At 52.8% G+C, this 23,119-nt stretch carries 27 protein-coding genes and 1 riboswitch; of the genes, 21 read left to right on the top strand and 6 right to left on the bottom strand.

What is annotated here, in order from left to right; all coding sequences use genetic code 11:
* Positions 1–49 precede the first annotated feature (49 nt).
* A complete protein-coding gene (locus tag ACR9FF_RS17455) occupies positions 50–628 on the bottom strand; it encodes a hypothetical protein (RefSeq protein WP_435163284.1) in 579 nt (192 codons plus the stop codon).
* 299 nt (positions 629–927) lie between these two features.
* Here ACR9FF_RS17455 and ACR9FF_RS17450 point away from each other — a divergent pair, with 299 nt between their 5' ends.
* Both ACR9FF_RS17450 and ACR9FF_RS17445 read left to right on the top strand, forming a co-directional pair.
* On the top strand, positions 928–1,980 hold the full coding sequence (locus ACR9FF_RS17450; RefSeq protein WP_435163282.1) for a mannose-1-phosphate guanylyltransferase: 1,053 nt from the start codon (positions 928–930) through the stop codon (positions 1,978–1,980).
* A complete protein-coding gene (locus ACR9FF_RS17445; RefSeq protein ID WP_127495212.1) occupies positions 1,977–2,930 on the top strand; it encodes a GDP-mannose 4,6-dehydratase in 954 nt (317 codons plus the stop codon). The genes ACR9FF_RS17450 and ACR9FF_RS17445 overlap by 4 nt, the downstream gene beginning before the upstream one ends.
* Positions 2,931–2,987: 57 nt before the next feature.
* Here the strand turns inward: ACR9FF_RS17445 and ACR9FF_RS17440 are convergent, their stop codons facing one another.
* Positions 2,988–4,301, bottom strand: coding sequence for a glycosyltransferase family 4 protein (locus ACR9FF_RS17440; RefSeq protein WP_435163279.1), 1,314 nt, complete (start codon positions 4,299–4,301; stop codon positions 2,988–2,990).
* 199 nt (positions 4,302–4,500) lie between these two features.
* Positions 4,501–4,614, top strand: a riboswitch (TPP riboswitch).
* A 147-nt stretch (positions 4,615–4,761) separates the two neighbouring features.
* On the opposite strand from ACR9FF_RS17440, the gene ACR9FF_RS17435 reads away from it, so the two are divergent.
* The 6 genes from ACR9FF_RS17435 to ACR9FF_RS17410 all read left to right on the top strand — a co-directional run bounded on the left by ACR9FF_RS17435 (position 4,762) and on the right by ACR9FF_RS17410 (position 9,394).
* Entirely contained in the window at positions 4,762–5,796 is a 1,035-nt protein-coding gene (locus tag ACR9FF_RS17435) for an ABC transporter substrate-binding protein (RefSeq protein ID WP_127495211.1), read from the top strand.
* A 34-nt stretch (positions 5,797–5,830) separates the two neighbouring features.
* On the top strand, positions 5,831–6,133 hold the full coding sequence (locus ACR9FF_RS17430; protein WP_435172145.1) for a thiamine-binding protein: 303 nt from the start codon (positions 5,831–5,833) through the stop codon (positions 6,131–6,133).
* Positions 6,123–6,899: an ABC transporter permease gene (locus ACR9FF_RS17425; protein WP_435163276.1), complete on the top strand. Its 777-nt coding sequence runs from the start codon at positions 6,123–6,125 to the stop codon at positions 6,897–6,899. Before ACR9FF_RS17430 ends, ACR9FF_RS17425 begins: the two co-directional genes overlap by 11 nt.
* Positions 6,896–7,645: an ABC transporter ATP-binding protein gene (locus ACR9FF_RS17420; protein ID WP_435163274.1), complete on the top strand. Its 750-nt coding sequence runs from the start codon at positions 6,896–6,898 to the stop codon at positions 7,643–7,645. Before ACR9FF_RS17425 ends, ACR9FF_RS17420 begins: the two co-directional genes overlap by 4 nt.
* 20 nt (positions 7,646–7,665) lie before the next feature.
* Complete coding sequence (locus ACR9FF_RS17415; RefSeq protein ID WP_435163272.1) at positions 7,666–8,466, top strand: TatD family hydrolase; 801 nt, start codon at positions 7,666–7,668, stop codon at positions 8,464–8,466.
* Positions 8,467–8,608: 142 nt separating this feature from the next.
* The gene (locus ACR9FF_RS17410; RefSeq protein WP_435163270.1) at positions 8,609–9,394 is read left to right on the top strand and encodes a glucosaminidase domain-containing protein; all 786 of its coding nucleotides are present in this window, start codon (positions 8,609–8,611) and stop codon (positions 9,392–9,394) included.
* Positions 9,395–9,417: 23 nt separating this feature from the next.
* On the opposite strand, the gene ACR9FF_RS17405 is transcribed toward ACR9FF_RS17410, so the two are convergent.
* Together ACR9FF_RS17405 and ACR9FF_RS17400 are read right to left on the bottom strand one after the other, a co-directional pair.
* A complete protein-coding gene (locus tag ACR9FF_RS17405) occupies positions 9,418–9,756 on the bottom strand; it encodes a L,D-transpeptidase (RefSeq protein ID WP_127495206.1) in 339 nt (112 codons plus the stop codon).
* A gap of 112 nt (positions 9,757–9,868) precedes the next feature.
* Complete coding sequence (locus tag ACR9FF_RS17400; protein ID WP_435163268.1) at positions 9,869–10,399, bottom strand: hypothetical protein; 531 nt, start codon at positions 10,397–10,399, stop codon at positions 9,869–9,871.
* A gap of 357 nt (positions 10,400–10,756) precedes the next feature.
* On the opposite strand from ACR9FF_RS17400, the gene rsmD reads away from it, so the two are divergent.
* Both rsmD and coaD read left to right on the top strand, forming a co-directional pair.
* A complete protein-coding gene (rsmD, locus tag ACR9FF_RS17395) occupies positions 10,757–11,347 on the top strand; it encodes a 16S rRNA (guanine(966)-N(2))-methyltransferase RsmD (RefSeq protein ID WP_201000578.1) in 591 nt (196 codons plus the stop codon).
* The gene (gene coaD, locus ACR9FF_RS17390) at positions 11,334–11,846 is read left to right on the top strand and encodes a pantetheine-phosphate adenylyltransferase (protein ID WP_127495202.1); all 513 of its coding nucleotides are present in this window, start codon (positions 11,334–11,336) and stop codon (positions 11,844–11,846) included. The genes rsmD and coaD overlap by 14 nt, the downstream gene beginning before the upstream one ends.
* On the opposite strand, the gene ACR9FF_RS17385 is transcribed toward coaD, so the two are convergent.
* The gene (locus ACR9FF_RS17385; RefSeq protein ID WP_435163265.1) at positions 11,847–13,079 is read right to left on the bottom strand and encodes a nucleoside recognition domain-containing protein; all 1,233 of its coding nucleotides are present in this window, start codon (positions 13,077–13,079) and stop codon (positions 11,847–11,849) included.
* A gap of 130 nt (positions 13,080–13,209) precedes the next feature.
* Between ACR9FF_RS17385 and ACR9FF_RS17380 the strand changes: the two genes are divergently transcribed.
* The gene (locus tag ACR9FF_RS17380; RefSeq protein WP_435163263.1) at positions 13,210–14,007 is read left to right on the top strand and encodes a S16 family serine protease; all 798 of its coding nucleotides are present in this window, start codon (positions 13,210–13,212) and stop codon (positions 14,005–14,007) included.
* Here ACR9FF_RS17380 and ACR9FF_RS17375 read toward each other — a convergent pair.
* Positions 13,997–15,244, bottom strand: coding sequence for a nucleotidyltransferase (locus ACR9FF_RS17375; RefSeq protein WP_435163261.1), 1,248 nt, complete (start codon positions 15,242–15,244; stop codon positions 13,997–13,999). The genes ACR9FF_RS17380 and ACR9FF_RS17375 overlap by 11 nt on opposite strands.
* 161 nt (positions 15,245–15,405) lie before the next feature.
* Here ACR9FF_RS17375 and ACR9FF_RS17370 point away from each other — a divergent pair, with 161 nt between their 5' ends.
* The 10 genes from ACR9FF_RS17370 (at position 15,406) to rnc (ending at position 23,055) form a co-directional block, all read left to right on the top strand.
* Positions 15,406–15,930 (top strand): YceD family protein, encoded by a 525-nt coding sequence (locus tag ACR9FF_RS17370; RefSeq protein WP_201000574.1) that lies wholly within the window; start codon positions 15,406–15,408, stop codon positions 15,928–15,930.
* Positions 15,931–15,967: 37 nt separating this feature from the next.
* The gene (gene rpmF, locus ACR9FF_RS17365; RefSeq protein ID WP_015845071.1) at positions 15,968–16,141 is read left to right on the top strand and encodes a 50S ribosomal protein L32; all 174 of its coding nucleotides are present in this window, start codon (positions 15,968–15,970) and stop codon (positions 16,139–16,141) included.
* Between the two features lie 178 nt (positions 16,142–16,319).
* The gene (gene fapR / locus ACR9FF_RS17360) at positions 16,320–16,892 is read left to right on the top strand and encodes a transcription factor FapR (protein ID WP_015845070.1); all 573 of its coding nucleotides are present in this window, start codon (positions 16,320–16,322) and stop codon (positions 16,890–16,892) included.
* Positions 16,893–16,950: 58 nt separating this feature from the next.
* Positions 16,951–17,943, top strand: coding sequence for a phosphate acyltransferase PlsX (plsX, locus tag ACR9FF_RS17355; protein WP_435163258.1), 993 nt, complete (start codon positions 16,951–16,953; stop codon positions 17,941–17,943).
* Positions 17,943–18,929: a beta-ketoacyl-ACP synthase III gene (locus ACR9FF_RS17350; protein ID WP_435172143.1), complete on the top strand. Its 987-nt coding sequence runs from the start codon at positions 17,943–17,945 to the stop codon at positions 18,927–18,929. Before plsX ends, ACR9FF_RS17350 begins: the two co-directional genes overlap by 1 nt.
* A 14-nt stretch (positions 18,930–18,943) precedes the next feature.
* A complete protein-coding gene (gene fabD / locus ACR9FF_RS17345) occupies positions 18,944–19,867 on the top strand; it encodes an ACP S-malonyltransferase (RefSeq protein ID WP_435163256.1) in 924 nt (307 codons plus the stop codon).
* A 35-nt stretch (positions 19,868–19,902) separates the two neighbouring features.
* Positions 19,903–20,652 carry a 3-oxoacyl-[acyl-carrier-protein] reductase gene (gene fabG / locus ACR9FF_RS17340; protein ID WP_127495195.1) on the top strand — a complete coding sequence of 250 codons (750 nt, stop codon included), beginning with the start codon at positions 19,903–19,905 and terminating at the stop codon, positions 20,650–20,652.
* A 94-nt stretch (positions 20,653–20,746) separates the two neighbouring features.
* Complete coding sequence (gene acpP, locus ACR9FF_RS17335) at positions 20,747–20,980, top strand: acyl carrier protein (RefSeq protein WP_091181516.1); 234 nt, start codon at positions 20,747–20,749, stop codon at positions 20,978–20,980.
* A 148-nt stretch (positions 20,981–21,128) separates the two neighbouring features.
* The gene (gene fabF / locus ACR9FF_RS17330; protein WP_435163253.1) at positions 21,129–22,370 is read left to right on the top strand and encodes a beta-ketoacyl-ACP synthase II; all 1,242 of its coding nucleotides are present in this window, start codon (positions 21,129–21,131) and stop codon (positions 22,368–22,370) included.
* Positions 22,360–23,055: a ribonuclease III gene (gene rnc, locus ACR9FF_RS17325; RefSeq protein WP_435163251.1), complete on the top strand. Its 696-nt coding sequence runs from the start codon at positions 22,360–22,362 to the stop codon at positions 23,053–23,055. The genes fabF and rnc overlap by 11 nt, the downstream gene beginning before the upstream one ends.
* Positions 23,056–23,119: the final 64 nt, after the last annotated feature.

Below are 23,119 nucleotides of genomic sequence, written 5' to 3'. Positions count from 1 at the left end.
ATGTAGAGGAACAGCCTTTTCGTGAAGCGAAAAGGCTGTTTGGGTTTGGTTAGACGCCGACCGAAGCTGTAAGCGAGGAGTATTGAACCGAAGCAGTAGCACCTGTGATTGCTACAGAGATCGAGTTCACTGCTACTTCGAGCGTATATTCGTGCGCGCCGACAGTGAGCGTGTCGTAGAAAGTGATTGGAATCACTACTTCAAGATCAAGTACTGCAGCAAGTGCTACCGTTGCGAAAGTTGTGCTTGTAACCGAAGCTACTACAACGCCGTCACGGAGCAGATCCACGGTAATCGTTGGGTTCAGCAATACGCCAAGGATTGTACCGGAAAGCAATACGTCAACAACTCCGTCAATTTTTACTTTATTGGCTGCAGCCGAAGTAACCGTAACGGGAACGGCAAGAATTTCAACCGGCGGAATAACTGTTCCGATGATTCCGATTGCGCCAAGCGGGAAGACCCCTCCGTTAGCACCGTATACCGCAGCACCTGGACCAGCAGGGCCAGTAAGACCCGTAGGGCCAGTAGGGCCAGTAGGACCTGTAGGACCCGTAGGGCCGGTAGGGCCAGTGGCTCCAGTCAGACCGGTCAGACCTGTCAAACCTGTCAAACCTGTTTCTCCCATATCTAATCCTCTCCTTTCAGTTGATATACCGTATCATATGTTGCGAGATTCATAGAGAAGACGGTATTTGCCGTGAACGATTGTCTATTTTTAATAGATTAGGCCAGAAGCGATAGTTGGGCGGAGTCATCTGCCTGATTTCCGTCCCTTTTGGCTATTCGTCCATTAGGATTTCTCTATTAAAGCATAAGTTGTAGGTATGCAAGTTATCAATCCGGCACCGGTTAAGGAAGGAGCTCCGGCTTGACTAGAAGAGAGGTTTTAATAGTAGAAGATTTGCCGTTTAGAGGTGAAAAGCAATGATTGCTGTGATAATGGCAGGAGGTAAAGGAACGCGGTTTTGGCCAAGAAGCACGGTTGCCAAGCCGAAGCAGTTTCTGACGTTGGCTTCGGAAGAGGCAACGATGCTGCAGCAAACCTACGCGCGATTCCGTTCCTGTCTGCCCGAAGAAAACGTGTATGTCGCCGTAAGCGAAAACTATTTGCCGATCGTGAAGGAACAGCTTCCCGAGCTGGGAAACAATCGTATCATTATAGAACCCGATCAGAGAGATACCGCACCTTGCATCGCATTGACGGCCAGTTATTTCCTGAAGCAGGAGCTGGACGACGTGCTCGTAACGGCACCTTCCGATCAATACATTCCGGATACGGACGAATTGATGGATGCTCTTCGCGCGGCGGAACAGGCGGCCAAGACGGATGGCGTTGTCGTCACGCTTGGCATAGTCCCCACAAGAGCCGAAACGGGTTACGGTTATATTGAGACGATAGAAACCGAAGAGCATGCGGATAAGTTTGGGGAACGCATCAAAGAGGTCAAAGCTTTTATCGAGAAGCCAACCAAGGAAAAAGCCGAGAAGCTGATAGAGCTTCCGAATATGTATTGGAATAGCGGTATATTTATATGGAAGCCGTCTACGATCGCCGGTTACATGATGAAGTATCAGCCGGGGATGTGGTCTATTTTTGACCAAAAGGATGAAGAGTTCAGGCAGTCGTATGCCCGTTTGCAGAAGCTTTCTATCGATTATGCCCTGGTAGAAAAGCTGGAACGTCTCTATACGATCCCTATCGAATTTATTTGGGACGATGTTGGAACCTGGACCTCGCTTGAGAGAATATTTAATACGGATGGCGACGGAAACTTGCTGCTGGGGCAAATCTTCCCGTTTGCGACGCGCAACACGATTATTTATTCGGAACAGCAGCAGGTTGTTGCGATTGGTATTGAGGATTTGATTATTGTATCGACTGAAGAAGGCCTCCTTATCTGCCGGAAATCGGACGAACAAAATGTGAAGCATGCGATCGCCGCGCTTACTGCGGATCAAGAAGGCCGGCAGGGATGAAAGCACTGATTACAGGAATAACCGGTTTTGTAGGCAGTCATCTTGCCGAGCATCTGCTCGGCGAGGGGATTGAAGTGACAGGAACCATGAGGAGTCACAGTTCGCTGCGCCATATTCGCCATCTGCTGCCGGATATGTGCCTGTATGAGTGCGAGCTGATGGATGCTCAGGCGGTTGAGCGTATGATGGCGGACATTCGGCCGGACCTGATCTTTCATTTGGCGGCGCAAAGCTTTGTACCGCTGTCATGGGAATCGCCTGCCGAGACCATGACGAACAATATTGTAGGGCAGGTTCATCTTCTGGAAGCGGTAAGAAAGCTTGGGTTAGCCTCCAAAGTGCTGATTGCCTGCTCCAGCGAGGAATACGGGCATGTGGAAGAAGACGAAGTGCCGGTCAAGGAGACCAATCCGCTCCGCCCAATAAGTCCGTACGCTGTGAGTAAAATCGCCCAGGACTACTTGGGCTACCAATATTTCAAAACCTATGGACAGCACATTATCAGAACGCGGACCTTTAATCATCATGGTCCCCGCAGAGGCGAACAGTTCGTGAGTTCAAATTTCGCGAAGCAAATCGCGGAGATCGAGAAGGGCTTAAAGCCGCCGGTTCTGTATGTGGGGAATGTGGACGCCAAACGGGATTTCACGGATGTGCGCGATGTGGTTAGAGCTTACCGGATGGCGATGGACAATTGCGAGGCCGGAGAAATCTATAATATCGCATCCGGTCAGTGCCATGAGATCCGCGAGGTGATTCGAATCCTCCTTAGCTATAGTACCGTCGATATTACGATAGAGGAAGACAAAACAAGACTTCGGCCATCCGATGTTAAGGTGCTTGTAGGGGATTATAGCAAGTTTTACGAGCAGACCGGATGGAAGCCGGAAATTCCGTTCGAGCAGACCATGAAGGATTTATTGAATTATTGGCGCAATGAGCTGGCTTAATAAGGCCTGACCCGGTAGGGGAGAGCAATCTCGCTATCGGGCAGGCCTTTCATTGTTTTAAATCTGACGCAGCTCTATTAACCGGTTCTTGATCCGTTGGCCAATCACGGCAGGAGAGAAATCGTTATGAATCGTCCTCATGCCGCTTGCCGCAATGGATTCCCGCCAGCGAGCATCGGTTAGGAGGCGCTGCATGTATTCCGCGGCATGACGGATATTAGGCTCTGCCCAGATCTGATGGCTCTTGTACGGCCCCCAGTCCTGCCCGATGTTAACGAGCTGGTAGGAAACCGGACAGGAATTTGAAGCATTCATAAACTCCGTGTTGCCGGACCAGTTCGTTGCTATGACCGGTTTGCCTAAATACATCGCTTCCGCGAGACCAAGACCAAATCCCTCGGCACGGTGAAGGGAAACATAGCTGTCCGTGCACTGCAGCAGGGCGTTTACTTCGTGCCTTGACAGCACTCTGTCAATTAAATGCATATTACTCCGTTCGGCAATCAGCTTCTTCAGCTCGACAAGCTCATTTGGCCTGAAGTCCGCATTATTTACCTTAAGGACAAGTCCAACGCGCTGATCGTTTTTGTCAAACGCTAGCTTGAAGGCTTCAATTACCGCCCGGGGATTTTTGCGCAAGGTTGAGCTCTGAACGTCGTACATCATTAGGAACAGAAACCGGTTCTCCGGCAGCCCGAAGGAAGAGCGGTTAATATTCGGCGCGACTTGTACTTGGATGCAGTGAGGAATCGTAACAACGGGAACGGATGCCCGTTTGGAGACGGACTCGGCAACAAATTTGCTGCACACCCACACCTCGTTGACATGGCTGAAGCCTTCCACATGCTCTTCCGGAAACTCCGGCAGCTCCCAATGCCAATACCCGATGTTGTAACGGCTGTTGAACAATTCGTTTCCGAAATGCTCGCGGGCAGGACGCATAAAGTCGGCATTCATATGAAAAATATTGGTGTTGTACCGGGCTTTATCCAGCAGCTTATGCGACCAGCTGTAATCCGACATTCTCGAGGCTACGGCAAGCGGGAAATTAAGGAGGCCAAACGGAATGGCCGCCGAATCAATCGCTTTTGCCGCTAGCCGCGAGGATTCCCCGATCCCCATCTCGGCATGAACAAAACCGATAATATTTACGCCTGGTTCCCGGGTTGAGCCGTCGGATTGAAGCGTTGCCTTCTCCGCGGCGGGCCGCCCGGCGCTGCGCTTATTGGAGAGCCGGCGTTGTTTTCGCTTTGCTTGACGCTTAGCGGTTCGTCTGCCGTATGATCGGCTACGGCCTCCTGATTTGCGTCTTCTAGACCTCGATGCGTTTGACCGTTTCGGCTTCTTGCCTCTCTTGTGTCGTCTTTTCACCCCGGTTCAATCCTCTCGATATTAGCGGATATGCACTCGACTACATACTATTCATCCCGGTCACGCGGCTATAAGGACAACAACCCACCAAGCGTAAAAATCGGCTTATGTCTAACCTTGAACCTTGAATAGATGACTTATTTAAAAGGAAGCTGGCTTTTTCGGGCAGAAAGGGTATAATGAGGTTTATTGACGTAAGTGAATAGCACCGGGGAGCTGGTTGAGGCTAGCTGAGAGGGAATTCCGAAGAAAATTCCGACCCTTATACCTGATCTGGATAATGCCAGCGTAGGAATTTGTTATTTAGGTTGCCCGTTATATTATGGAGCGGGCGGACCTGTAATAAAGCTGACGAAATGTATGGCTCTCCGGAAATCGGAGGGCTTTTTTTATTTTCAGAAGGTAGTCCGGCCATAATAGCAAACGTCATAGTCAAGTAGAGAGAGGGAGAGACAGAAAGATGAGATCAGGTGCAAAGAGAAGGTTCGCGATTGTTGCAGCCATGCTGGCGGTAGTTGTGCTGCTGGCCGCATGCGGCTCGAACAACAACAAGAATACGGGGAACGAGTCAGCCGGTAACGGAGCGGACAAGCCGTTGACCAAAGTAAAGGTCGTACTGGATTGGACGCCTAACACGAATCATACCGGATTGTACGTGGCACGGGATAAAGGTTATTTCAAGGAGCAAGGCCTTGACGTCGAAATTATTCAGCCTGGCCAGGACGGCGCGGATAAAATGGTAGCTTCCGGCGGAGCCGAGTTTGGCGTCGGCTACCAAGAGTCGCTCACCATGGCGCGAATCGCAGGTGTACCGCTTGTATCCGTTGCTGCCGTGATTCAGCATAATACTTCGGGCTTCGCTTCGCCGGCATCCAAAGGAATCGACTCTCCGAAAAAGTTTGAAGGCAAAACCTACGGAGGTTGGGGAGCGCCGGTAGAAGAAGCGGTAATCGGCTCTCTGATGCAGGAAGAGAACGCGGACGTAACCAAAGTGAAGATGCTTAGCATCGGCGATACGGATTTCTTCACGGCGGTGAAGCGCGACATTGATTTTGCCTGGATCTACTATGCCTGGACGGGCGTGGAAGCCGAGCTGCGCGGCGAGAAGCTGAATATGGTTTACTTGACCGATTACAGCGACAAGCTGGATTACTACACGCCGCTTCTTGAAACTAGCGAGAAAATGATCGCCGAGAAACCGGAGATTGTTAAAGCGTTTGTTGCAGGCGCCGCTAAGGGATACCAATTCGCGATTGACCATCCGGAGGATGCGGCGGAAGTGCTGATTAAGGCAGAGCCGGATCTGAATGCGGACCTCGTTCGCGCAAGCCAGAAGTGGCTTAGCCCGAAATATACGGATGACGCTTCGCAGTGGGGCGTGCAGAAGAAGGAAGTATGGGTGAACTATTCCCAGTGGATGTTCGATCACAAGCTGCTGGAGAAGGAGCTGGAGGCGGATAAAGCGTTCACGAACGATTTCCTCCCGAAAGCTTAGGATAAAACAATAGGATTAAGAGGAGCTGACGATGATGGCCAATGCGCTTGTAAGTATTCAAATTCTGCCAACAACGCCAAACGGGGAAAGCGTTATTCCGTTTGTAGACCGCGCAATCGAGATTATTAAGGCATCGGGTGTCCCTTACCAGGTAGCGCCTCTGGAGACAACGATGGAGGGCGAACTCCCGCAATTGTTCGAAATCGTGCAATCCATGAATGAAGCCATGACCGAGATGGGCTGTCCGTCCGTTATCTCGCAGGTAAAGGTCTATTTCAATCCGGCTAACGGGGCTTCCATGGGCCGGTTGTTGGAGAAATATCCGGATGGGCAATAAAGGCTGGTATCATGCGGTCTGGCCTTCTCTGCTGCTCGTCATCCTTATCCTTGCCGCTTGGCAGCTCTCGGTTGATAGCGGCGTTGTGCCCGAGTGGCAGCTGCCTTCGCCGACTACTATCGTAAAAGAAATGGTTGACGTCTGGCCGCGCCTAATGGACAATGCCTGGGCAACGGTGGAGCTGGCGCTTGTCGGATTCGGCGGGGGCGCGGCAGCCGGGATCATTCTTGCCGCAATTCTGCACCTTATTCCTTTTGTCCGGAGGGCGGTCTATCCGCTGCTTGTCGTCACGCAAAACGTGCCGGTCATCGCGATTGGCCCGATTCTTACGATTTGGCTCGGTTACGGCGTTCTGCCCAAGCTTATTCTCGTCTGGATCGTATGTTTCTTCCCGGTATCCGTGGCCATGCTGAATGGCTTTAAGGACACGGATCCGACCCTTCGCAATTACATGCGGATGATTGGAGCGGGGGACTGGCAGCTGTTTACGCGGCTCGAATTGCCCAATGCCGTTACGCACTTATTCTCGGGTCTCAAAATCGCCGCATCGTATGCCGTTCTAAGCGCCGTTGTTGCGGAATGGCTTGGAGCTGACAAGGGATTAGGCCATTATATGATTCTCTCATCCAAAGGTTATGAGCCGGCAAGGGTATTTGCTTCGGTCTTTCTAATCGTGGCGCTGAGCCTTGCTTTATTTGGACTCGTCGCTCTCGTCGAAAGGTTTGTCATCCGGTGGCGTCCGGCGAAAGGAGGGGGAAGAGCATGACAGCTCCAGCGCTAGAACTAAAAGAGATCCGCAAAAGCTTTGATGCTGGCCGGAAAAACGTCCTGAGCGGCTTATCGCTCACCGTTGCCGAGAACGAATTCGTCTCCATTGTCGGACCCTCCGGAAGCGGAAAAACAACGTTGTTCCAGCTCATTGGCGGATTGGAGCAACCAACTGGCGGTGAAATCTGGATTGACGGCAAGCAAGTAACCGGCAGCCGGGGGCATATATCGTATATGCCTCAGCAGGCCTCCCTGATGCCTTGGCGTTCGGTGTCGGCTAATATTGAGCTTGCGCTTGGGATCGCAGGCATGGAGCGTAAGGAAGCGGGGCGTCAGGCGCGTGAATGGCTGGATCGCATCGGTCTCGCGGAGTACGCCGATTCCTATCCCCATGTGTTATCCGGCGGGATGCAGCAGCGCGTATCCTTCCTGCGTGCGCTGCTGTCTCCCCAGACTTTAATGCTGCTTGACGAGCCGTTTGGCGCGCTTGACGCGTTGACGAGACAGCAGATGCAGCAGTGGCTAATGTCCATCTGGGAGCAGAACAAACGGTCGGTTCTCCTTGTTACGCATAGCATCGAGGAAGCATTGCTGCTGTCTGACAGGATCCTTGTCTTGTCGTCAGCGCCGGCAGTGATTCTGGAAGAGATCATCGTACCCTTCGCAAGACCCCGTTCCCCGCAATTATGGCGGGAACCGTTGTTTAACGATCTGAAGCAGCAGATTCACGAGCTGCTTCAATAGGCGTAAGGGGGCTGATCATCATGGAGCGGAAAAACGCAATTGACGCGCATATTCATCTTGATTCCTATGAGGAAGCGGATCGGCAAGCTTTGCTCGAGCAGGCTTTTGAAGAGGGAATCGAAGTGGTTGTAGCGGTGTCGATGCATTTGGATTCCTGCAAGACAAACGCCGCGCTCGCCGAGTCGTTCCCGGGACGGGTGTTTCCCGCATACGGTTATCATCCCGAACAGCCGGTTCCTGCGGCATGGGAACAAGATGAGCTGTTTGCATGGATTAAGGCGAAGCATGCAGCCGGCGCAGCGTTCGCCATTGGCGAGGTTGGCTTGCCTTATTATTCCCGGACCTCTGCAGCCGAGGAAGGGAGACCTTTTGACGAGGCTCCTTATCTCGATTTGCTTGATCGATTTGCCGCGCTTGCCGCGGAACTGGGCCGTCCGATTATTTTGCATGCGGTATATGAGGATGGATTCAAAGCTTGCGATATCATGGAGCGGCATCAGGTAAAGAAGGTCCATTTCCACTGGTTTAAGGGAGACGAAGCGACGATTAAGCGAATGATCTCGCTCGGCTATATGATTTCGGTGACGCCGGACGTGGCCTACGAGCAGGAGATCAGGACGCTGGTACAGCAGTATCCCTTGGAGCGAATCATGGTGGAGACGGACGGACCGTGGCCTTTTGAAGGGCCTTACGAGGGCCGTAGGACCGTGCCTCAAATGGTTCATGACGTTTGCGCGCATATCGCCGCGATCAAGCAGCTTCCGGAGCAGGAAGTGCGGGAACGGCTGCTTTTAAATACGCGTGAATTTTATAGTTTGTAAGCACAGCAACTCCGTTAGTCCGAATATGGGCATAACGGAGTTTTTTTGTTACCTCGGCGGCAGTCACCGTTACGAATCGGATCAAAGCCCCATACACTGAGAGGAGCTTGTATAAGTTTTTGACTGGAAAGGAGGAGGATAAATGGCGAATCTCACAAGATCGCAATTTATTGCAGCGCTTGTCCCGACTGTTCTGCAGGTCAGACGCGAAGGCTCATCGATTTTTCCATCCTTGCGGCTGGCGCAGTGTATGCTCGAGACCGGCGGGGTCATTCATCCTTGGTACAATCTAGGAGGCATTAAGGTCGGATCGGGCGCTCCCAATGCTTATTGGCATGGCGAAGCGGTGGTGAAAGGAACCTGGGAAGTGGTTGACGGAACATTGATCAGCATGAATTCGTCGTTCCGCGCTTATAACAGCGTGTATCATTTCATGAAGGATCAGGATCTGCTGTTTGCCACTCCCCGCTACGTCCGCGTCCGTGCAGCCGTAACGCCCGAACAACAGGCCACGATGCTGTACGTGAGCGGTTATGCGACGGATCCTGCTTATCCTAGTAAGCTGGCTACCCTCATAAACCAATATTCCTTGAAGCAGTATGATACGGCCTTTGCTTCCGCATCATCGACAACGATGTTCCGTTCCTCGCAGACGGTTCCCATTCTGGTAGACGGTTTTGTTGCCACGGTCGGATACTTGGAAGGAGGAACAACCTGGGTTGCTGCCCGGGCACTTGGGGAAACGCTTGGTGCCGCTATTGGCTGGACCGCGGGCAAGGTGACGGTTAACGGCCATCCGCTTGATTCCCGGCTCGATATTTCCACAGGTTATGTAACGGTAAGAGACTTGGCGGCATCATTAAACCGCAAAGCCGTTTGGGAGCAGGCAACCCAGACCGTCACTTTGAAAGCGGCAGATCTCCCTTAAGAGACTGCCGCTTTTCCCTGCATTCAGGGGCGAATCGTAACCCGGGTTCCAACCGGCACAAGATTGGACAAAGCCAGCACATCCTCGTTGTACATCCGGATGCAGCCATGCGATACCATTCTTCCGATCGAGGAAGGGTCGTTCGTGCCGTGAATGCCGTAATGCGGTTTGGACAATCCCATCCACAACACGCCAAAGGGTCCGCCGGGATTTTCCTGTTTATTAATAATTTTGTATTCTCCCGAAGGTGTCTGGGTAACCATCTTGCCTATGCCAACGGGATAAGAGTTCACGACAACATTTCCGTCAAGCAGATGAAGCATCCGGTCCGACAAATCGACGATTATGCGGTAAACGGCCATGCTGCAGTCTCCTCGCCATCATTTTTTTGCTTATGCCATGATATTCCTGACAAGCCGCAAGGTTACGGTTTTAGAGGACAATGAAAAAAAAGCGTCCCGAAGGGGAACGCTTTTAGGATACAGCCGCTTTCTCGTCGCTCTTGCGAAGGATAAACGTATAATAGCCGATATAATAAGCTACAAGCAGGAAGAAAGTTGCCGCGGTCAGCGGATCATTCGTATACTGCTGCATCTGCGCCGTTTCGTTGTTTAGCGCCGGATTCATGGCAGTGGCGCCTCCGGTGCCGAACATCTCGATGATCCGGAAGGCGATTCTTCCGATAAACAGCAGGACAACCAAAGTCTCGATGCCGACATGCGTCCGGTAAAACAACGTATCCTCGCGCTGTTCGAAACGGCTGTGCTTGATGGCATAATAAGCAATTACCGCGCCGCAGGCGATACCGATGGCATCGGAAATATAGATCGCAGGATGCGGGAAGCCGGAGGCCAGCAGCAGAATGCCAATGATACTGAAGATACCGATGCGCATTTTCAGCCTGCTCGGCTTGAAAGGCTGAAAACCTAACGAACGCTTCAAGCGCCGGTACACAACAAACAGAATAACGAGTAAGGGAATAATATAGCTGCCGATCTGGTTCATAGGGCCGTAAACCTCCCGTCTATTAAAAGTGGTACTGTAACTATATACCAAAATGACCGGAATTAGCAGTGGGGAAATGGCCTGTTTACAAAAAAATCGGACGCTCATTTCTGAGCGTCCTTTCATGGGAGAGGAGAAACCGGACGAAGAGCTTATGGGGAAACGTAAGTCTTCTCCGCGGTTGTCTACGGCATCTTCCGACGCCGATGATTTTATCTTGTCCGGTTTGTGGGCGATTATACATATTACGCCAAAAAAAATATTGAGGCCCTCGTTCCTCCTCTCCGGGTGCCTTTATAATCCAAGGGAAAGTGTGGTACTATAGGCATCGACAGTAGAGGAAGGGAGCAATAAGCAGTGAGAGTCATTGCGGGAGCGGCAAAAGGCCGCACGCTGAAGGCGGTTCCAGGCATGAATACCCGTCCGACGACCGACAAGGTGAAGGAAGCGATATTCAGCATGATTGGACCGTTTTTCGACGGTGGACTGGCACTCGATTTATTCGCAGGCACCGGCGGGCTCGGTATTGAAGCTTGGAGCAGAGGCATCGAGCGGACGATCTTTATCGACCGGGAAAAAATAAGCATTGATATCATTAAATTAAATACCGAAGCGGCAGGAATGGGACGGCATGCGGAAATATACCGCAACGACGCGGAGCGTGCGCTGAAGCTGCTGGAGAAGCGGGGAATCGCGTTCTCTATCGTCTTCCTCGACCCGCCTTACCGCTTGACCCATATGGACGAGCTGATGGCCGATCTGGCGCAGCGGTCGCTGCTGGAGGATGGCGCGACTATTGTGGTGGAGCATGATGCCGGGCATGAGTATCCGGACGAGATGGAGCATTTTATTTTGCTGAGAAAACAAAAATATGGCGATACGGCAGTTACGATCTACCGTTATTCGCCCGGCAGCGCAGATGGAGGAACAAGCCATGCAGATGAATGAGAACGGACGAGTAGCGGTCTATCCGGGGAGCTTCGATCCTCCGACATTGGGACATCTCGATATTATCCGCCGTTCGGCCAAGCAATTCGACCACGTCATCGTGGCGGTGCTTAATAATACAAGCAAAAGTCCGATGTTTACGCTTGACGAGCGGAAAGAGATGCTTCGCGAAATAACGCGCGACATTCCGAATGTGTCGATTGACAGCTTCCGGGATTTGCTCGTACGGTTCATGAAATCGCGCAAAGCCAGCGTTATCGTCCGCGGCATCCGATCGGTGACGGACTTCGAGTACGAACTTACGCTTGCCTCGACGAATCAGTTGCTGGATGAAGAGATCGAGACGATCTTCATGATGACGAATCCGAAATATTCGTATCTCAGCTCCAGCATTGTGAAGGAAATCGCGATGTTTGGGGGACCGGTTCATGAGCTAGTTCCGGCTCCGATCGAGACTCGTCTCGTAGAGAAATATAAAGCGAGGCAGTCAAACGGCTAACTAGCGTTTCTTGAGGCCAGGTACGCGCGGCGCGGCTGCGCGCATCAACAGCAGCATAATAGCAAGAACGGCGACGGCCGTCAGCGCATACGGCCAGAGCGACGGGAGGCCTACTGCGGTGACGGCCTCGTATGCGTTGGAAGGGCGCTGCCAGTGAGCGCCGTCCTGCAGCATGGCTGCCGTAGCGCCGGTCAGCCGGCTTGGCAATATCGTAAGGACAGCCTGCGCCGGCTTCCATAGCAGCAAGGCTAGCCCAGCGGCATGCAGCGCATGCAGCAGTCTGACGCCAATGAGCGGCAGCAGCTTCAAATCCGTGCCGGTGATGGCATAGCCGGATTGGAGCAGCGCGCTTAAGCCGCTCCAGGCCAGAATAGCCGCAACCGCGGCGGCGCTTATTGCGGTAGTAATGCCGGAGCCTTGCCATACGGCTGCCCCGTAAGCACCGATATGACTCTCGAGTAAAGCGGGCAGCACCAATTCGGCAATACCGCTTGGCAGCGCGAATTGAATGAGCGGTAACGCCAGCCGGGCTGCTACGGCCGCAAAAATCATAAAGCCGCCAACAACTAGCAGTTTTTGAACGCCGGAAGAGACCGCATCGCCAAGTACCTTGCCAAAGCTGCGGCCGTCACGGTCGCGGCTTGTCGTAATAGCGTCCGCTACATGTTCCATCAAGCCTCTCGGTGCAACGGCCGCTTGAGGGGCATTAAGGTGATGCGACGCAGACCTCCGCCGGCTGAACAGCGAAATCCATCCGGCCGTACAGAGGGCGGAGAGCCAGACCATAAGAGCGATAAATAAGCCAAGCTCCGGCCGATGCAGGAAGCCCGCCCCAATAACGACAATCATAAATAGCGGGTTGGGCATATGGGATAAAGCCAGCAGTCTTTGCCCTTCGCGTCTCGTTACCAGCTGATCGCGGCGAAGAGCAGCCGTCGCTTCGGCGCCTGCCTGATGTCCGGACAACCACCCAAAGAGCAAGGGCAGCGCAGCTTCGCCGGGCAGCTTGAACAAGCCTCGCATCAGAGGACAAAGAAGAGCGCCGATTCCGTGTATAAGGCCAAATGCGGCTATCAGCTCAAACAAGACGAGGAAGGGCAGCAGACCGGGAAATACGATGTTCCACCAAATGGTCAGTCCCTGAAGGGATGCTTGGAACGCTTCATCCGGCTGACGTATGATGGCAGCAACCATCAGAATCGAGATTGCCGCGTACAGAATCGTTCGTGCCATATCTATCAACTCCATTGGAATTAGGATCATCGATTACGCAAGAGGCTTGGACGAACCGGGGTCTGTTCCATTGTACGCGCGTCTAGGGCGGGATAGACCAGACCCTTGAGGAAGGGAGGGAGTTAGTTCTATGGGCAAGTTTAGGCTGAGCGGTAACGCGAGGCAGGCGGCAGGGATCTTTATGATCGCCGTAATGCTGTGGATCGTAGTTTATGCTCCGACACCGCTGGTTGTCTATGAGCCTGGGCTAACGTTCGAGACGGCGCCGTTCGTTCAAAGCAGTAACGGTACAGGAATCCAGCAGACTAATGCTGGAACGGACAAAAGCGGCGTTTTTTTGGTTACAACCGTTAAATTAACCGATGCGAAGTATTGGCAGGCGATTCAAGCTATATGGAACAAAGACTTTCAAATTCTAAGCAAGAACTCGGTCACGAATGGGCTGTCGGAGAAGGATTATTTGGCGCGGATGTCCAAAGACATGCTTAATTCGCAGAATAGCGCCGTTGAAGCTGCCTACCGCTATGCGGATATTCCTTACAAAGTATCGCCTGAAGGGCTGCAGCCTGACGATGAAAGCCGGAAAATCACGATTTCAGCCAGTGACGTTGGCGGACCGTCTGCCGGTCTGATGTTTGCGCTGCAGTCACTTAATCTCCTATTGGATGAGGATTTTACCCGGGGGTTCAGAATTGCGGGAACAGGAACGATCGACAAAGACGGGAACGTTGGATCAATCGGCGGAATTGCCTTGAAAGTGGTTACGGCGGATCGAGCGGGGGCAGAGCTGTTCCTTGCTCCGAAGGATAACTATGAGGAGGCTGCGGCGAAAGCGAAGGAGCTTCGCAGCGAGATGAAGGTTATCCCCGTCACCTCGCTGGGCTCTGCTATAGCGGCAATACAGGATGAAGCGGGTCTTACCCGATAATGATCGGCCTGTCCGTAAAATCGCGGTACATCGCCGCCGCCGACTCATGTCCGGGCTGGGCCAGCATATAGACGGCCGAAGCTTGCGTATCGAGCTCCAGGTATCCGGATTCGATTGGAGCTCTGGCGGCGCTTAGCAGGACGGGGAGCTTCGCTTCCTTCTTCATGCGGCGCAGAAGCTGCTGTCCCTTGCTCGTGAATCCAAGCACGCGGATATATTGGACGCCGGCAGCTAGCTTCTCCGCAGTGAAATCTTCTTTTTTATGGCGGAGCAGAATAGAAAGCAGGGAGCGCTGCAGCTTGGTCCGGGTGTAACGCTTCGTCTTAAGCGCATCAATAAGCGGCTCAAATCCGGTATGGTTGAGCTTCGGCAGCGCTTGAAGGAGCCTATGTTCGAGACCTTCCGTCATTTCGCGGTAGCCGGCAAGCTGTTCCGGCGTGTGGGTGACAACGGCATGCAGCAGCTGCTGGACGAAGTTGGCCCAGCTTACAGGGCTTCTGCCGGAAGACCATTCCTTCTGCATCACGGCAAAAGTACCGGCAGGCACGAGCGGCTTGCTTGCTTCAAGCTCGCCGCCTTCCAGCAGCAGCTTGCGGATCGCGGTAGCGCTGGCGATGGCGCTGTCGGTAACCGTCGTTTGCCCGTATTCGGATTTCTCCCGGCGTATCGTGTAGGGCAGCATCCGCCCGCCGATCCGTTCCAGCGCGATTAAATAATGAAGACCTAGCGTATGATTGGGCTGGGCAAAAGGGAAATCCGCCGCATCCGATCGCCCGATCGAAGCAAGGTAAGAAGCAATCGCCGAGCTGTATGCGCTAGGATAACTGCTCCCGTTCTCCATAGCTTCCCGAAGCAGACTTTGAAAGGCTGGCGGCTCGTGGGCGACAAGCTTGGCTGCCTCATGCAGCACCTCAAGCTCCCCGCTTTCCGTACCGAAGCAGAAGGCGTCGACGACCCCTGTCGCTTCCAGTGTGGAGACCGCTCCGTATGCGAACCACTCCGCTGCTTGCGTAGCGTAGGCGACGGGCAGCTCCAGCACCAGATCGCAGCCGCCTCGCAGCGCCGCTTCCGTCCTGGCCCATTTATCCATGACGGCCGGTTCTCCGCGCTGCAAAAAATGTCCGCTCATGACGGCAACGACAGCGTCGGCTTTTGCTATTTTGACCGATTCGCGCAAATGATATTGATGACCGTTGTGAAATGGGTTATACTCAACAATTAGTCCTACCGTTCGCAATCTGACATCTCCTTATTTCAGATGGATATATGTCCCATCATAGCACAGGGATATCGTTATATTCACGAAATAACGCGGCAAAAGATGAAAAACAGTGTGAAAATGTTGACAAAACCGCTCGATGATAGATATAATAATTTTTGTTTGTTTGGGGTGATCACATGCAGTTTCATGTACAAGAAACGATGTCCAAAGGCATTAAGGCAAAGATTGATGAGAATCTCGATGTGTCCGCGTTATTCAAAGACAGATCGGATGTCATCAGTCACGGTCCGCTCCATGTGTCGCTTCAGGTAACGGGCAATGAAGGCTCGATTACGGTCGAAGGCGAATTGTCCATTGATTGGGAACTCGCTTGCTCTCGTTGTCTTGACCCGGTGAAGCTTCATACGGTAATCCCTGTGTCCGACCAATTCAAGCCGGCGTCCGAGCAGGACGAGGAAGAAAAGGAAGAGGACGAGGACAACGACGTTATTGCCGTAGCAGGGGACAGGCTGGATTTGAAGCCTTATGTGGAAGAAGTGCTTCAGCTGTTCATGCCGTTCGCTCCGTTATGCAGTAACGATTGCAAAGGACTGTGCCAAAATTGCGGACAGAACTTAAATGAACAAAAATGCGGCTGCTCAACCGAGAAAATTGACCCTCGCATGGCAGTGCTCAAGGATTTATTCAAAGACGAACAATAAAGCGTGATTCATTGATTCTGTGAAGGAGGTGGGAAACATGGCAGTACCTCAAAGAAGAACATCCAAAACTCGCCGCGACAAACGTCGTACGCATTTCAAACTGGCGGTACCAGGTATGGTAAAATGCGAGCAATGTGGAGAGCTGAAACTTGGCCACCACGTATGCAAAGTGTGCGGATATTACAAAACGAAAGAGATTATTTCCCAATAATCTCGGGGTTTCCCACAATAGCACTTCATTACGATGAGGTGCTATTTTTTTGTGTCCGTTGCTTACATACTCTTTTTTTTATATACTTATTTAGTACCAGGTTATAATATCAGCCATTATTCGAGTAAAATCAGACAAGGGTCACAATACTGTTAAGGTGGTGCCGAAGATCGAACGAATGCCTAAGCGACAGCGGCATCAGCTGCTCGCACAATTAATTGACGAAAATCCGTTTATGACGGACCGGGAGCTGACCAGGCATTTGAAGGTCAGCATTCAGACCATAAGGCTTGACCGGATGGAACTGGGTATTCCCGAGCTGCGCGAGCGGATGAAGCTGATGGCTGAGCGTTCTTACGATTCCGTTCAGTCCTTGCCGCTGCACGAAGTGATTGGTGACATTGTAGATTTGCAGCTGGACAAAAGCGGGATCTCGATATTCGAAATTCGAGAAGAGCATGTTTTCTCGCGCACGGGAATTGCCCGGGGCCATCACGTATTTGCCCAGGCGAACTCGCTGGCTGTTGCAGTTATTGAAGAGAAAATCGCTCTGACGGTCACGGCGGACATCCGCTTTATAAGGCCGGTTAAGCTGGGCGAGAAGTGCATTGCAAAAGCTTATGTACGTTCGATATCCGGCGAGCGCCACAAGTCGAAGGTGGAGCTCTTTACCTATGTCGGGGATGAAATGGTGTTCCAAGGGAACTTCGTCATTTACCGTTCGGCTGGTGAAGGAGAGAACGAGGCATAGGCTTTTATGTTAGCGCTTTGCCTTTCTAACGGGGCAGAGCGGCTGGGAGGTAAGAAACATGCGGATCGCCATAGATGCGATGGGAGGCGACCACGCCCCTGGACTTATCGTTCAGGGCGTGTTGGAAGCTGCGGCGGAGTGGCCGGATACGGAATTGGTTCTTGTCGGCGATACGGCGGCAGTTGAGCCGCTGTTCAAAGGACAGAAACCGGCCAACGTGACGTTATGCCATACGGATGAGGTGATCGGTCCGGATGAAGAGCCGGTCAAAGCGGTTCGCCGAAAAAAAGGCTCGTCCATGGTCGTTGCCGGCCAGCTGGTACGCGAGAAACGCGCCGATGCGATGATTTCCGCGGGCAACACCGGTGCATTGATGACGACCGGACTGCTTGTTGTTGGCAGACTGGAAGGGATCGAGCGTCCCGCGCTCGCCCCAATGCTTCCTACAATGGACGATGTTGGAGTGCTTGCGCTTGACCTTGGCGCCAATATGGACGCGAAGCCTGAGCATTTGCTCCAATACGCAATCATGGGCAGTATTTATCGCGCAAAGGTGCATGGTTTTGATAACCCACGCGTAGGCCTTCTGAATGTCGGTACCGAAGAGCGTAAAGGCAATGAGCTGACGAAAGCGGCTTATGATCTGCTCGAGCAGGCTCCGATTAATTTTATCGGAAACGTTGAGGCGCGTGACTTGCTTAATCGCAGCTGTGACATTCTCATTTGCGACGGTTTCGCGGGGAATATTATGCTTAAAGCGATGGAGGGGACAGCGGGATCGCTGATGAAATTCCTCAAAGATGCTTTTGGCGAGACGCTTATGACGAAGCTTGCCGCAGCGGTTATGATGCCGAAACTTCGCGCATTGCGTAAAAAGATGGATTACAAGGAGCATGGGAGCGCTCCGCTGCTTGGCTTGAACGGACTGGTGATGAAATGTCACGGCTCCTCGGATGCTAAGGCTGTGAAAAATGCGATCCGGCAGGCCCGGACGGCTATCAAAGCCCAGCTTACGGAGTCTATAGCGGCGGAAATAGGCGGGAGGTCATGATGAAATTACATCCTGTTGGCATTATTGGTACGGGCAAATACGTTCCCGACCGGATTTTATCCAATCAAGAACTTGAGCAAATGGTGGAAACCAACGATGAATGGATCGTAACGCGCACGGGGATCCGCGAACGCCGTCTGGCGGCAGCGGAGCAGGCGACTTCCGATCTGGCTTATCAGGCTTCGCTGAAAGCAATAGACGCGGCGGGCATTGCCATTGAAGACATTGACCTGATTATCGTTTCGACAATTACGCCGGATACGTTCTTCCCTTCGACGGCATGCCTGCTGCAAGAAAAGCTAGGAGCGAAAAAAGTTGCTGCATTTGATTTGTCGGCAGCCTGTTCCGGTTTTATATACGGTCTGGCAACCGCTTCGAATATGATCGCTACCGGGATGTACAAGCATGTCCTTGTTGTTGGGGCCGAGACCTTATCCCGCATTACGGATTATACGGACCGCAACACGTGCATCTTGTTTGGCGACGGCGCAGGTGCCGTAGTGCTCGGACAGGTAGAGGAAGGCCGCGGATTCAAGTCGTTCGAGCTTGGCGCTGACGGCGGCGGCGGAGATCTCTTGAAAGTAAGCGGCGGCGGTTCGCGCATGCCTTCAACGGCGGAAAGCGTTGCGTCGAAGCAGCATTACATTCATATGGCCGGCAATGAAGTGTTTAAATTCGCGGTGCGCATTATGGGCAATGCGGCGGAGGAAGCTCTTCGCAAAGCCGGGATGAGCAAAGAGGATATCAATCTTCTTGTTCCTCACCAAGCCAATGTTCGTATCATTCAATCGGCTCTTAACCGACTCGACCTGTCGGAAGAAAAGTGTATGGTTAACTTGGACAAATACGGCAATATGTCCGCGGCATCGATTCCGGTCGCGTTGGCAGAAGCCGTAGAGCAGGGAAGAGTTAACGATGGGGACTGCCTCGTATTTGTTGGCTTCGGAGGAGGCCTCACCTGGGGCGCTTCCGTATTGATCTGGTAATGGAGGGAATTCGTTTGAGCAAAACTGCATTTGTTTTTCCCGGCCAAGGCGCGCAAGCCGTTGGTATGGGCAAAGACGCGTACGAAGCGTTTGAAAGCTCCTGCGCTGTCTTCGAGCAAGCGGACGAAGCATTGGGCTTCAAGCTGAGCGATATTATTTTCAACGGTCCGGACGATCTGCTGAAGCAGACGGTTAATACGCAACCGGCGCTTCTGACGGTAAGTGTTGCCTTGCTGAAGGCGCTTGAAGGCCGAGGACTCAAAGCCGATTACGTGGCTGGCCATAGCCTTGGCGAGTACAGCGCGCTGGTTGCGGCAGGCGTGCTCAGCTTTGAGGATGCGGTCCGCACGGTTCGCGCGCGCGGCGAGTTTATGGAGCAGGCTGTTCCTAGCGGACAAGGCGCAATGGCCGCCGTGCTTGGAGCGGAACGCAGCGTTCTGTCCGAATTATGTTCGAAGATCACGGAAGAAGGAAATACGGTTGAACTGGCGAATGTTAACTGTCCGGGCCAAATCGTTGTTTCCGGCTCTGCAGCAGGTGTTCAAGCCGTTGTTGAGCGAGGCAAAGAAGAAGCCGGCGCGAAGCGTGTCATTCCGCTGGAAGTAAGCGGGCCGTTCCATTCTTCGCTGATGAAGCCAGCGGCTGAGAAGCTGTCCGGCGTATTGTCGGAAGTGCCGATGAACGATGCAGCTATTCCGGTAGTAGCGAATGTAACGGCTGCTCCGGTGACGGAAGCGGCTTCGATCCGCAATCTTCTGGTCGAGCAGGTTTACTCTCCGGTTCTTTGGGAAGACAGCATCCGTTATTTGGCTGAACAAGGCGTGGATACTTTCGTTGAGATCGGTTCGGGCACTGTCCTTGCAGGCCTGATCAAAAAAGTCGACAAAAATCTGCGCGTTATCTCTGTAAACAGCATTGCTGCATTGGAAACACTGTAGTATCGTGCTCGTGCAAAACTTGGAGGAGGTATACCATGTTTGCTAGTCTTGAAGGCAAAAAAGCGCTTGTAACGGGCGCATCCCGCGGTATCGGCCGTGCTATCGCCGTTGCGCTTGCCGAAGCCGGCGCCGATGTTGCGATCAACTACTCGGGCAGCGAGGCGGCTGCGGCGGAGACGGCCAAGGCGGTTGAAGCGTTTGGCCGACGCGCTATCATTCTGAAAGCGAACGTTGGCAAAACCGACGAATTCGAAGCCATGGTCAAAGAAGTTGTGGATCAATTCGGTTCAATCGATATTTTGGTGAATAACGCAGGCATTACAAGAGATAATTTAATTATGCGTATGAAAGAAGAGGAATTTGACCAAGTTATTGAGACGAACTTGAAGGGTGTCTTTAACGGGATCAAAGCGGTCACGCGGCCAATGATGAAGCAGCGTGCCGGACGCATTATTAATATCTCTTCGGTAGTGGGCGTGCTCGGAAATCCCGGTCAGGCGAACTATGTCGCGGCGAAAGCAGGCGTAATCGGCCTCACGAAGTCGAGCGCGCGCGAGCTTGCATCCCGCGGCATTACCGTAAATTGCATTGCACCGGGCTTTATTCAAACGGATATGACGGACAAGCTGTCCTCCGAGATGAAGGAATCGCTTTCTTCGCAAATCCCTCTTGCGCGCCTTGGCGCAGCCGAGGATATTGCGGCAGCGGTACGCTTTCTCGCATCCGATGCTGCTTCCTATATGACAGGCCAAACCGTCCATATTGACGGCGGCATGTACATGTAAGATAGCATCACGCCGCAATGACCGGAAATGCAACGGTTACGTATGGCGTTTTGTCTTAAATTCTCGTATAATACCCTAGGAGGAGGTGAATCGGATGTCCGAAGTAGTAGAACGTGTAAAACGTATCGTCGTCGACAGACTTGGCGTAGACGAAGCGGAAGTCACGCTGGAAGCTTCCTTCAAAGATGACCTCGGCGCTGACTCTCTTGATGTCGTTGAGTTGGTCATGGAACTGGAAGACGAGTTTGATATGGAGATCTCTGATGAAGATGCAGAGACCATCACCACGGTGGGAGAAGTAGTCAATTACATACAATCTCATACGTAAGGAAACAAGGGTCCCGTTGTAATAGACGGGACTTCTCTCCATCTGAGGCACGGAATCATCATGACATTATGAATGAGCTTGTACGCTTTTATTATAGAAGATGTGACGTACGCATCTGAATGCAGTCCACTTTGAGGTGAATCTTACAATGAAACAAAGAGTTGTCGTTACCGGCATGGGGGTTATTACCTCGCTCGGAGCAGACCTGGAACAGTTTTGGGGTAATTTGATGGAAGGGAAATCGGGCGTATCGCGCATCGAAGCGTTTGACGTATCCGAATATCCGACACAAATCGCCGCTGAAGTAAAGAACTTCAATCCGGAAGATTACAATCTTGATAAAAAAGAAGCGCGCCGCATGGACCGTTTCGTCCAATTCGCGTCCGTTGCCAGCTTGAACGCGGTTAAAGACGCCGGCCTCGAGATCGGCTCCAATGTCGATCCCGAGCGCGTAGGCGTTATCGTCGGATCCGGTATCGGCGGACTCGGAACTTGGGAAGACCAGCATAACATCCTGCTCGAGAAAGGTCCTAAGCGCGTAAGCCCGTTCTTCATTCCGATGATGATCGCGAACATGGCTTCCGGACAAGTCTCGATGCTGACCGGCGCGAAAGGCCCGAACAGCACGGCGGTTACAGCTTGCGCGACGGGTACCCACTCGATCGGCGATTCCTACAAGATGATTCAGCGCGGGGATGCCGACGTCATGATCTGCGGCGGCGCGGAAGCAACGATCCGTCCAACGGGTCTTGCCGGCTTCTGCTCGATGCGCGCGATGTCCGTGCGCAACGACGAGCCGGAGAAAGCAAGCCGTCCGTTTGATATCGGCCGCGACGGTTTCGTCATGGGCGAAGGGGCAGGCGTTCTTATTCTGGAATCGCTGGAGCACGCTCAAAAGCGAGGAGCTCAAATCTATGCGGAAGTTATCGGCTACGGCATGAGCGGAGACGCTCATCACATGACGGAGCCGGATCCGGACGGAGCTGCGCGCTGCATGGCGAAAGCATTGCGCGACGCTGGCATTGAGCCCGAGGCGATTGATTATATCAACGCACACGGCACGTCGACGCCGGTAGGCGACCGTTCCGAAACGAGCGCGATCAAAAAAGCATTCGGCGATCATGCCTATAAACTTGCGGTCAGCTCGACAAAATCGATGACCGGCCACTTGCTTGGCGCTGCCGGCGGTGTCGAAGCCGTTATTCTGGGCCTTACGCTCAAGAACGGCATTATTGCTCCAACCATTAACTTGGAGAATCAAGATCCTGAGCTTGACCTGGATTACGTGCCGAATACGCCGCGTAAAGCGGATGTCAGAACGGCGCTGTCCAACTCGTTCGGCTTCGGCGGTCATAACGCGACGATCGTGATGAAAGTCTATGAAGCGTGATTCCATTAACGAGCTGCAGACCCGTCTGCAGCTTCGCTTCAAACAGCTCAAGCTGCTGAAGCAGGCTTTTACGCATACTTCCTATGTCAATGAACACAAACACGGGACGATCGAGCATAATGAACGTCTGGAATTTCTGGGCGACGCTGTTCTGCAGCTGCTCGTATCGGAATACTTGTTTGCGGCGTACCCGAACCGGCCGGAAGGTGAGCTGACCCGTATGCGTGCGTCTGTCGTTTGCGAGCCGTCATTGGCCCAATTCGCGGAGCGGCTGGAGCTTGGCGCCCATATTCAGCTTGGCAGAGGCGAAGAGCAGCTCGGAGGAAGACAGCGTCCCGCGCTGCTTGCCGATTTGTTTGAAGCTTTTGTCGGAGCGATATTCCTAGATGTCGGCATCGAACGGACAAGAGCCTTTCTCGAGACGCATATGTTCCCGTATATTGAATCCAACGACTACGGCCTGCTGGTGAAGGATTTCAAGTCCAAGCTGCAGGAGCGCGCCCAGCACAAAGGGCTTGGCGCCGTAGAGTACCGGATTATGGAAGAGCGTGGGCCTGCCCATGACCGCGAGTTTGTCGTCGAGGTTTGCATCGGCGAAATTCCTTACGGAAACGGCAGCGGCAGAACGAAGAAGGAAGCGGAGCAGCGTGCTGCGGCAGTTGCTTGGCAATCGCTAACGGAATAATGGAATAAGCCTGTTGCGGACTCAAGTAAGGGATCTGCAGCAGGCTTTTTTTCATTCGCACTTG

The organism is Paenibacillus glycanilyticus, from assembly GCF_051200795.1.
Taxonomy (GTDB): domain Bacteria; phylum Bacillota; class Bacilli; order Paenibacillales; family Paenibacillaceae; genus Pristimantibacillus; species Pristimantibacillus glycanilyticus.
This window is presented reverse-complemented; position numbering and strand designations above follow the sequence as displayed.

Bases quoted from the DNA above. Each gene is read 5' to 3' on its own strand.
- ACR9FF_RS17455 (WP_435163284.1), bottom strand. From the start codon at position 628: ATGGGAGAAACAGGTTTGACAGGTTTGACAGGTCTGACCGGTCTGACT.
- ACR9FF_RS17450 (WP_435163282.1), top strand. From the start codon at position 928: ATGATTGCTGTGATAATGGCAGGAGGTAAAGGAACGCGGTTTTGGCCA.
- ACR9FF_RS17445 (WP_127495212.1), top strand. From the start codon at position 1,977: ATGAAAGCACTGATTACAGGAATAACCGGTTTTGTAGGCAGTCATCTT.
- ACR9FF_RS17435 (WP_127495211.1), top strand. From the start codon at position 4,762: ATGAGATCAGGTGCAAAGAGAAGGTTCGCGATTGTTGCAGCCATGCTG.
- ACR9FF_RS17430 (WP_435172145.1), top strand. From the start codon at position 5,831: ATGGCCAATGCGCTTGTAAGTATTCAAATTCTGCCAACAACGCCAAAC.
- ACR9FF_RS17425 (WP_435163276.1), top strand. From the start codon at position 6,123: ATGGGCAATAAAGGCTGGTATCATGCGGTCTGGCCTTCTCTGCTGCTC.
- ACR9FF_RS17420 (WP_435163274.1), top strand. From the start codon at position 6,896: ATGACAGCTCCAGCGCTAGAACTAAAAGAGATCCGCAAAAGCTTTGAT.
- ACR9FF_RS17415 (WP_435163272.1), top strand. From the start codon at position 7,666: ATGGAGCGGAAAAACGCAATTGACGCGCATATTCATCTTGATTCCTAT.
- ACR9FF_RS17410 (WP_435163270.1), top strand. From the start codon at position 8,609: ATGGCGAATCTCACAAGATCGCAATTTATTGCAGCGCTTGTCCCGACT.
- ACR9FF_RS17405 (WP_127495206.1), bottom strand. From the start codon at position 9,756: ATGGCCGTTTACCGCATAATCGTCGATTTGTCGGACCGGATGCTTCAT.
- ACR9FF_RS17400 (WP_435163268.1), bottom strand. From the start codon at position 10,399: ATGAACCAGATCGGCAGCTATATTATTCCCTTACTCGTTATTCTGTTT.
- coaD (WP_127495202.1), top strand. From the start codon at position 11,334: ATGCAGATGAATGAGAACGGACGAGTAGCGGTCTATCCGGGGAGCTTC.
- ACR9FF_RS17385 (WP_435163265.1), bottom strand. From the start codon at position 13,079: ATGGCACGAACGATTCTGTACGCGGCAATCTCGATTCTGATGGTTGCT.
- ACR9FF_RS17380 (WP_435163263.1), top strand. From the start codon at position 13,210: ATGGGCAAGTTTAGGCTGAGCGGTAACGCGAGGCAGGCGGCAGGGATC.
- ACR9FF_RS17370 (WP_201000574.1), top strand. From the start codon at position 15,406: ATGCAGTTTCATGTACAAGAAACGATGTCCAAAGGCATTAAGGCAAAG.
- rpmF (WP_015845071.1), top strand. From the start codon at position 15,968: ATGGCAGTACCTCAAAGAAGAACATCCAAAACTCGCCGCGACAAACGT.
- fapR (WP_015845070.1), top strand. From the start codon at position 16,320: ATGCCTAAGCGACAGCGGCATCAGCTGCTCGCACAATTAATTGACGAA.
- plsX (WP_435163258.1), top strand. From the start codon at position 16,951: ATGCGGATCGCCATAGATGCGATGGGAGGCGACCACGCCCCTGGACTT.
- ACR9FF_RS17350 (WP_435172143.1), top strand. From the start codon at position 17,943: ATGAAATTACATCCTGTTGGCATTATTGGTACGGGCAAATACGTTCCC.
- fabG (WP_127495195.1), top strand. From the start codon at position 19,903: ATGTTTGCTAGTCTTGAAGGCAAAAAAGCGCTTGTAACGGGCGCATCC.
- acpP (WP_091181516.1), top strand. From the start codon at position 20,747: ATGTCCGAAGTAGTAGAACGTGTAAAACGTATCGTCGTCGACAGACTT.
- fabF (WP_435163253.1), top strand. From the start codon at position 21,129: ATGAAACAAAGAGTTGTCGTTACCGGCATGGGGGTTATTACCTCGCTC.
- rnc (WP_435163251.1), top strand. From the start codon at position 22,360: ATGAAGCGTGATTCCATTAACGAGCTGCAGACCCGTCTGCAGCTTCGC.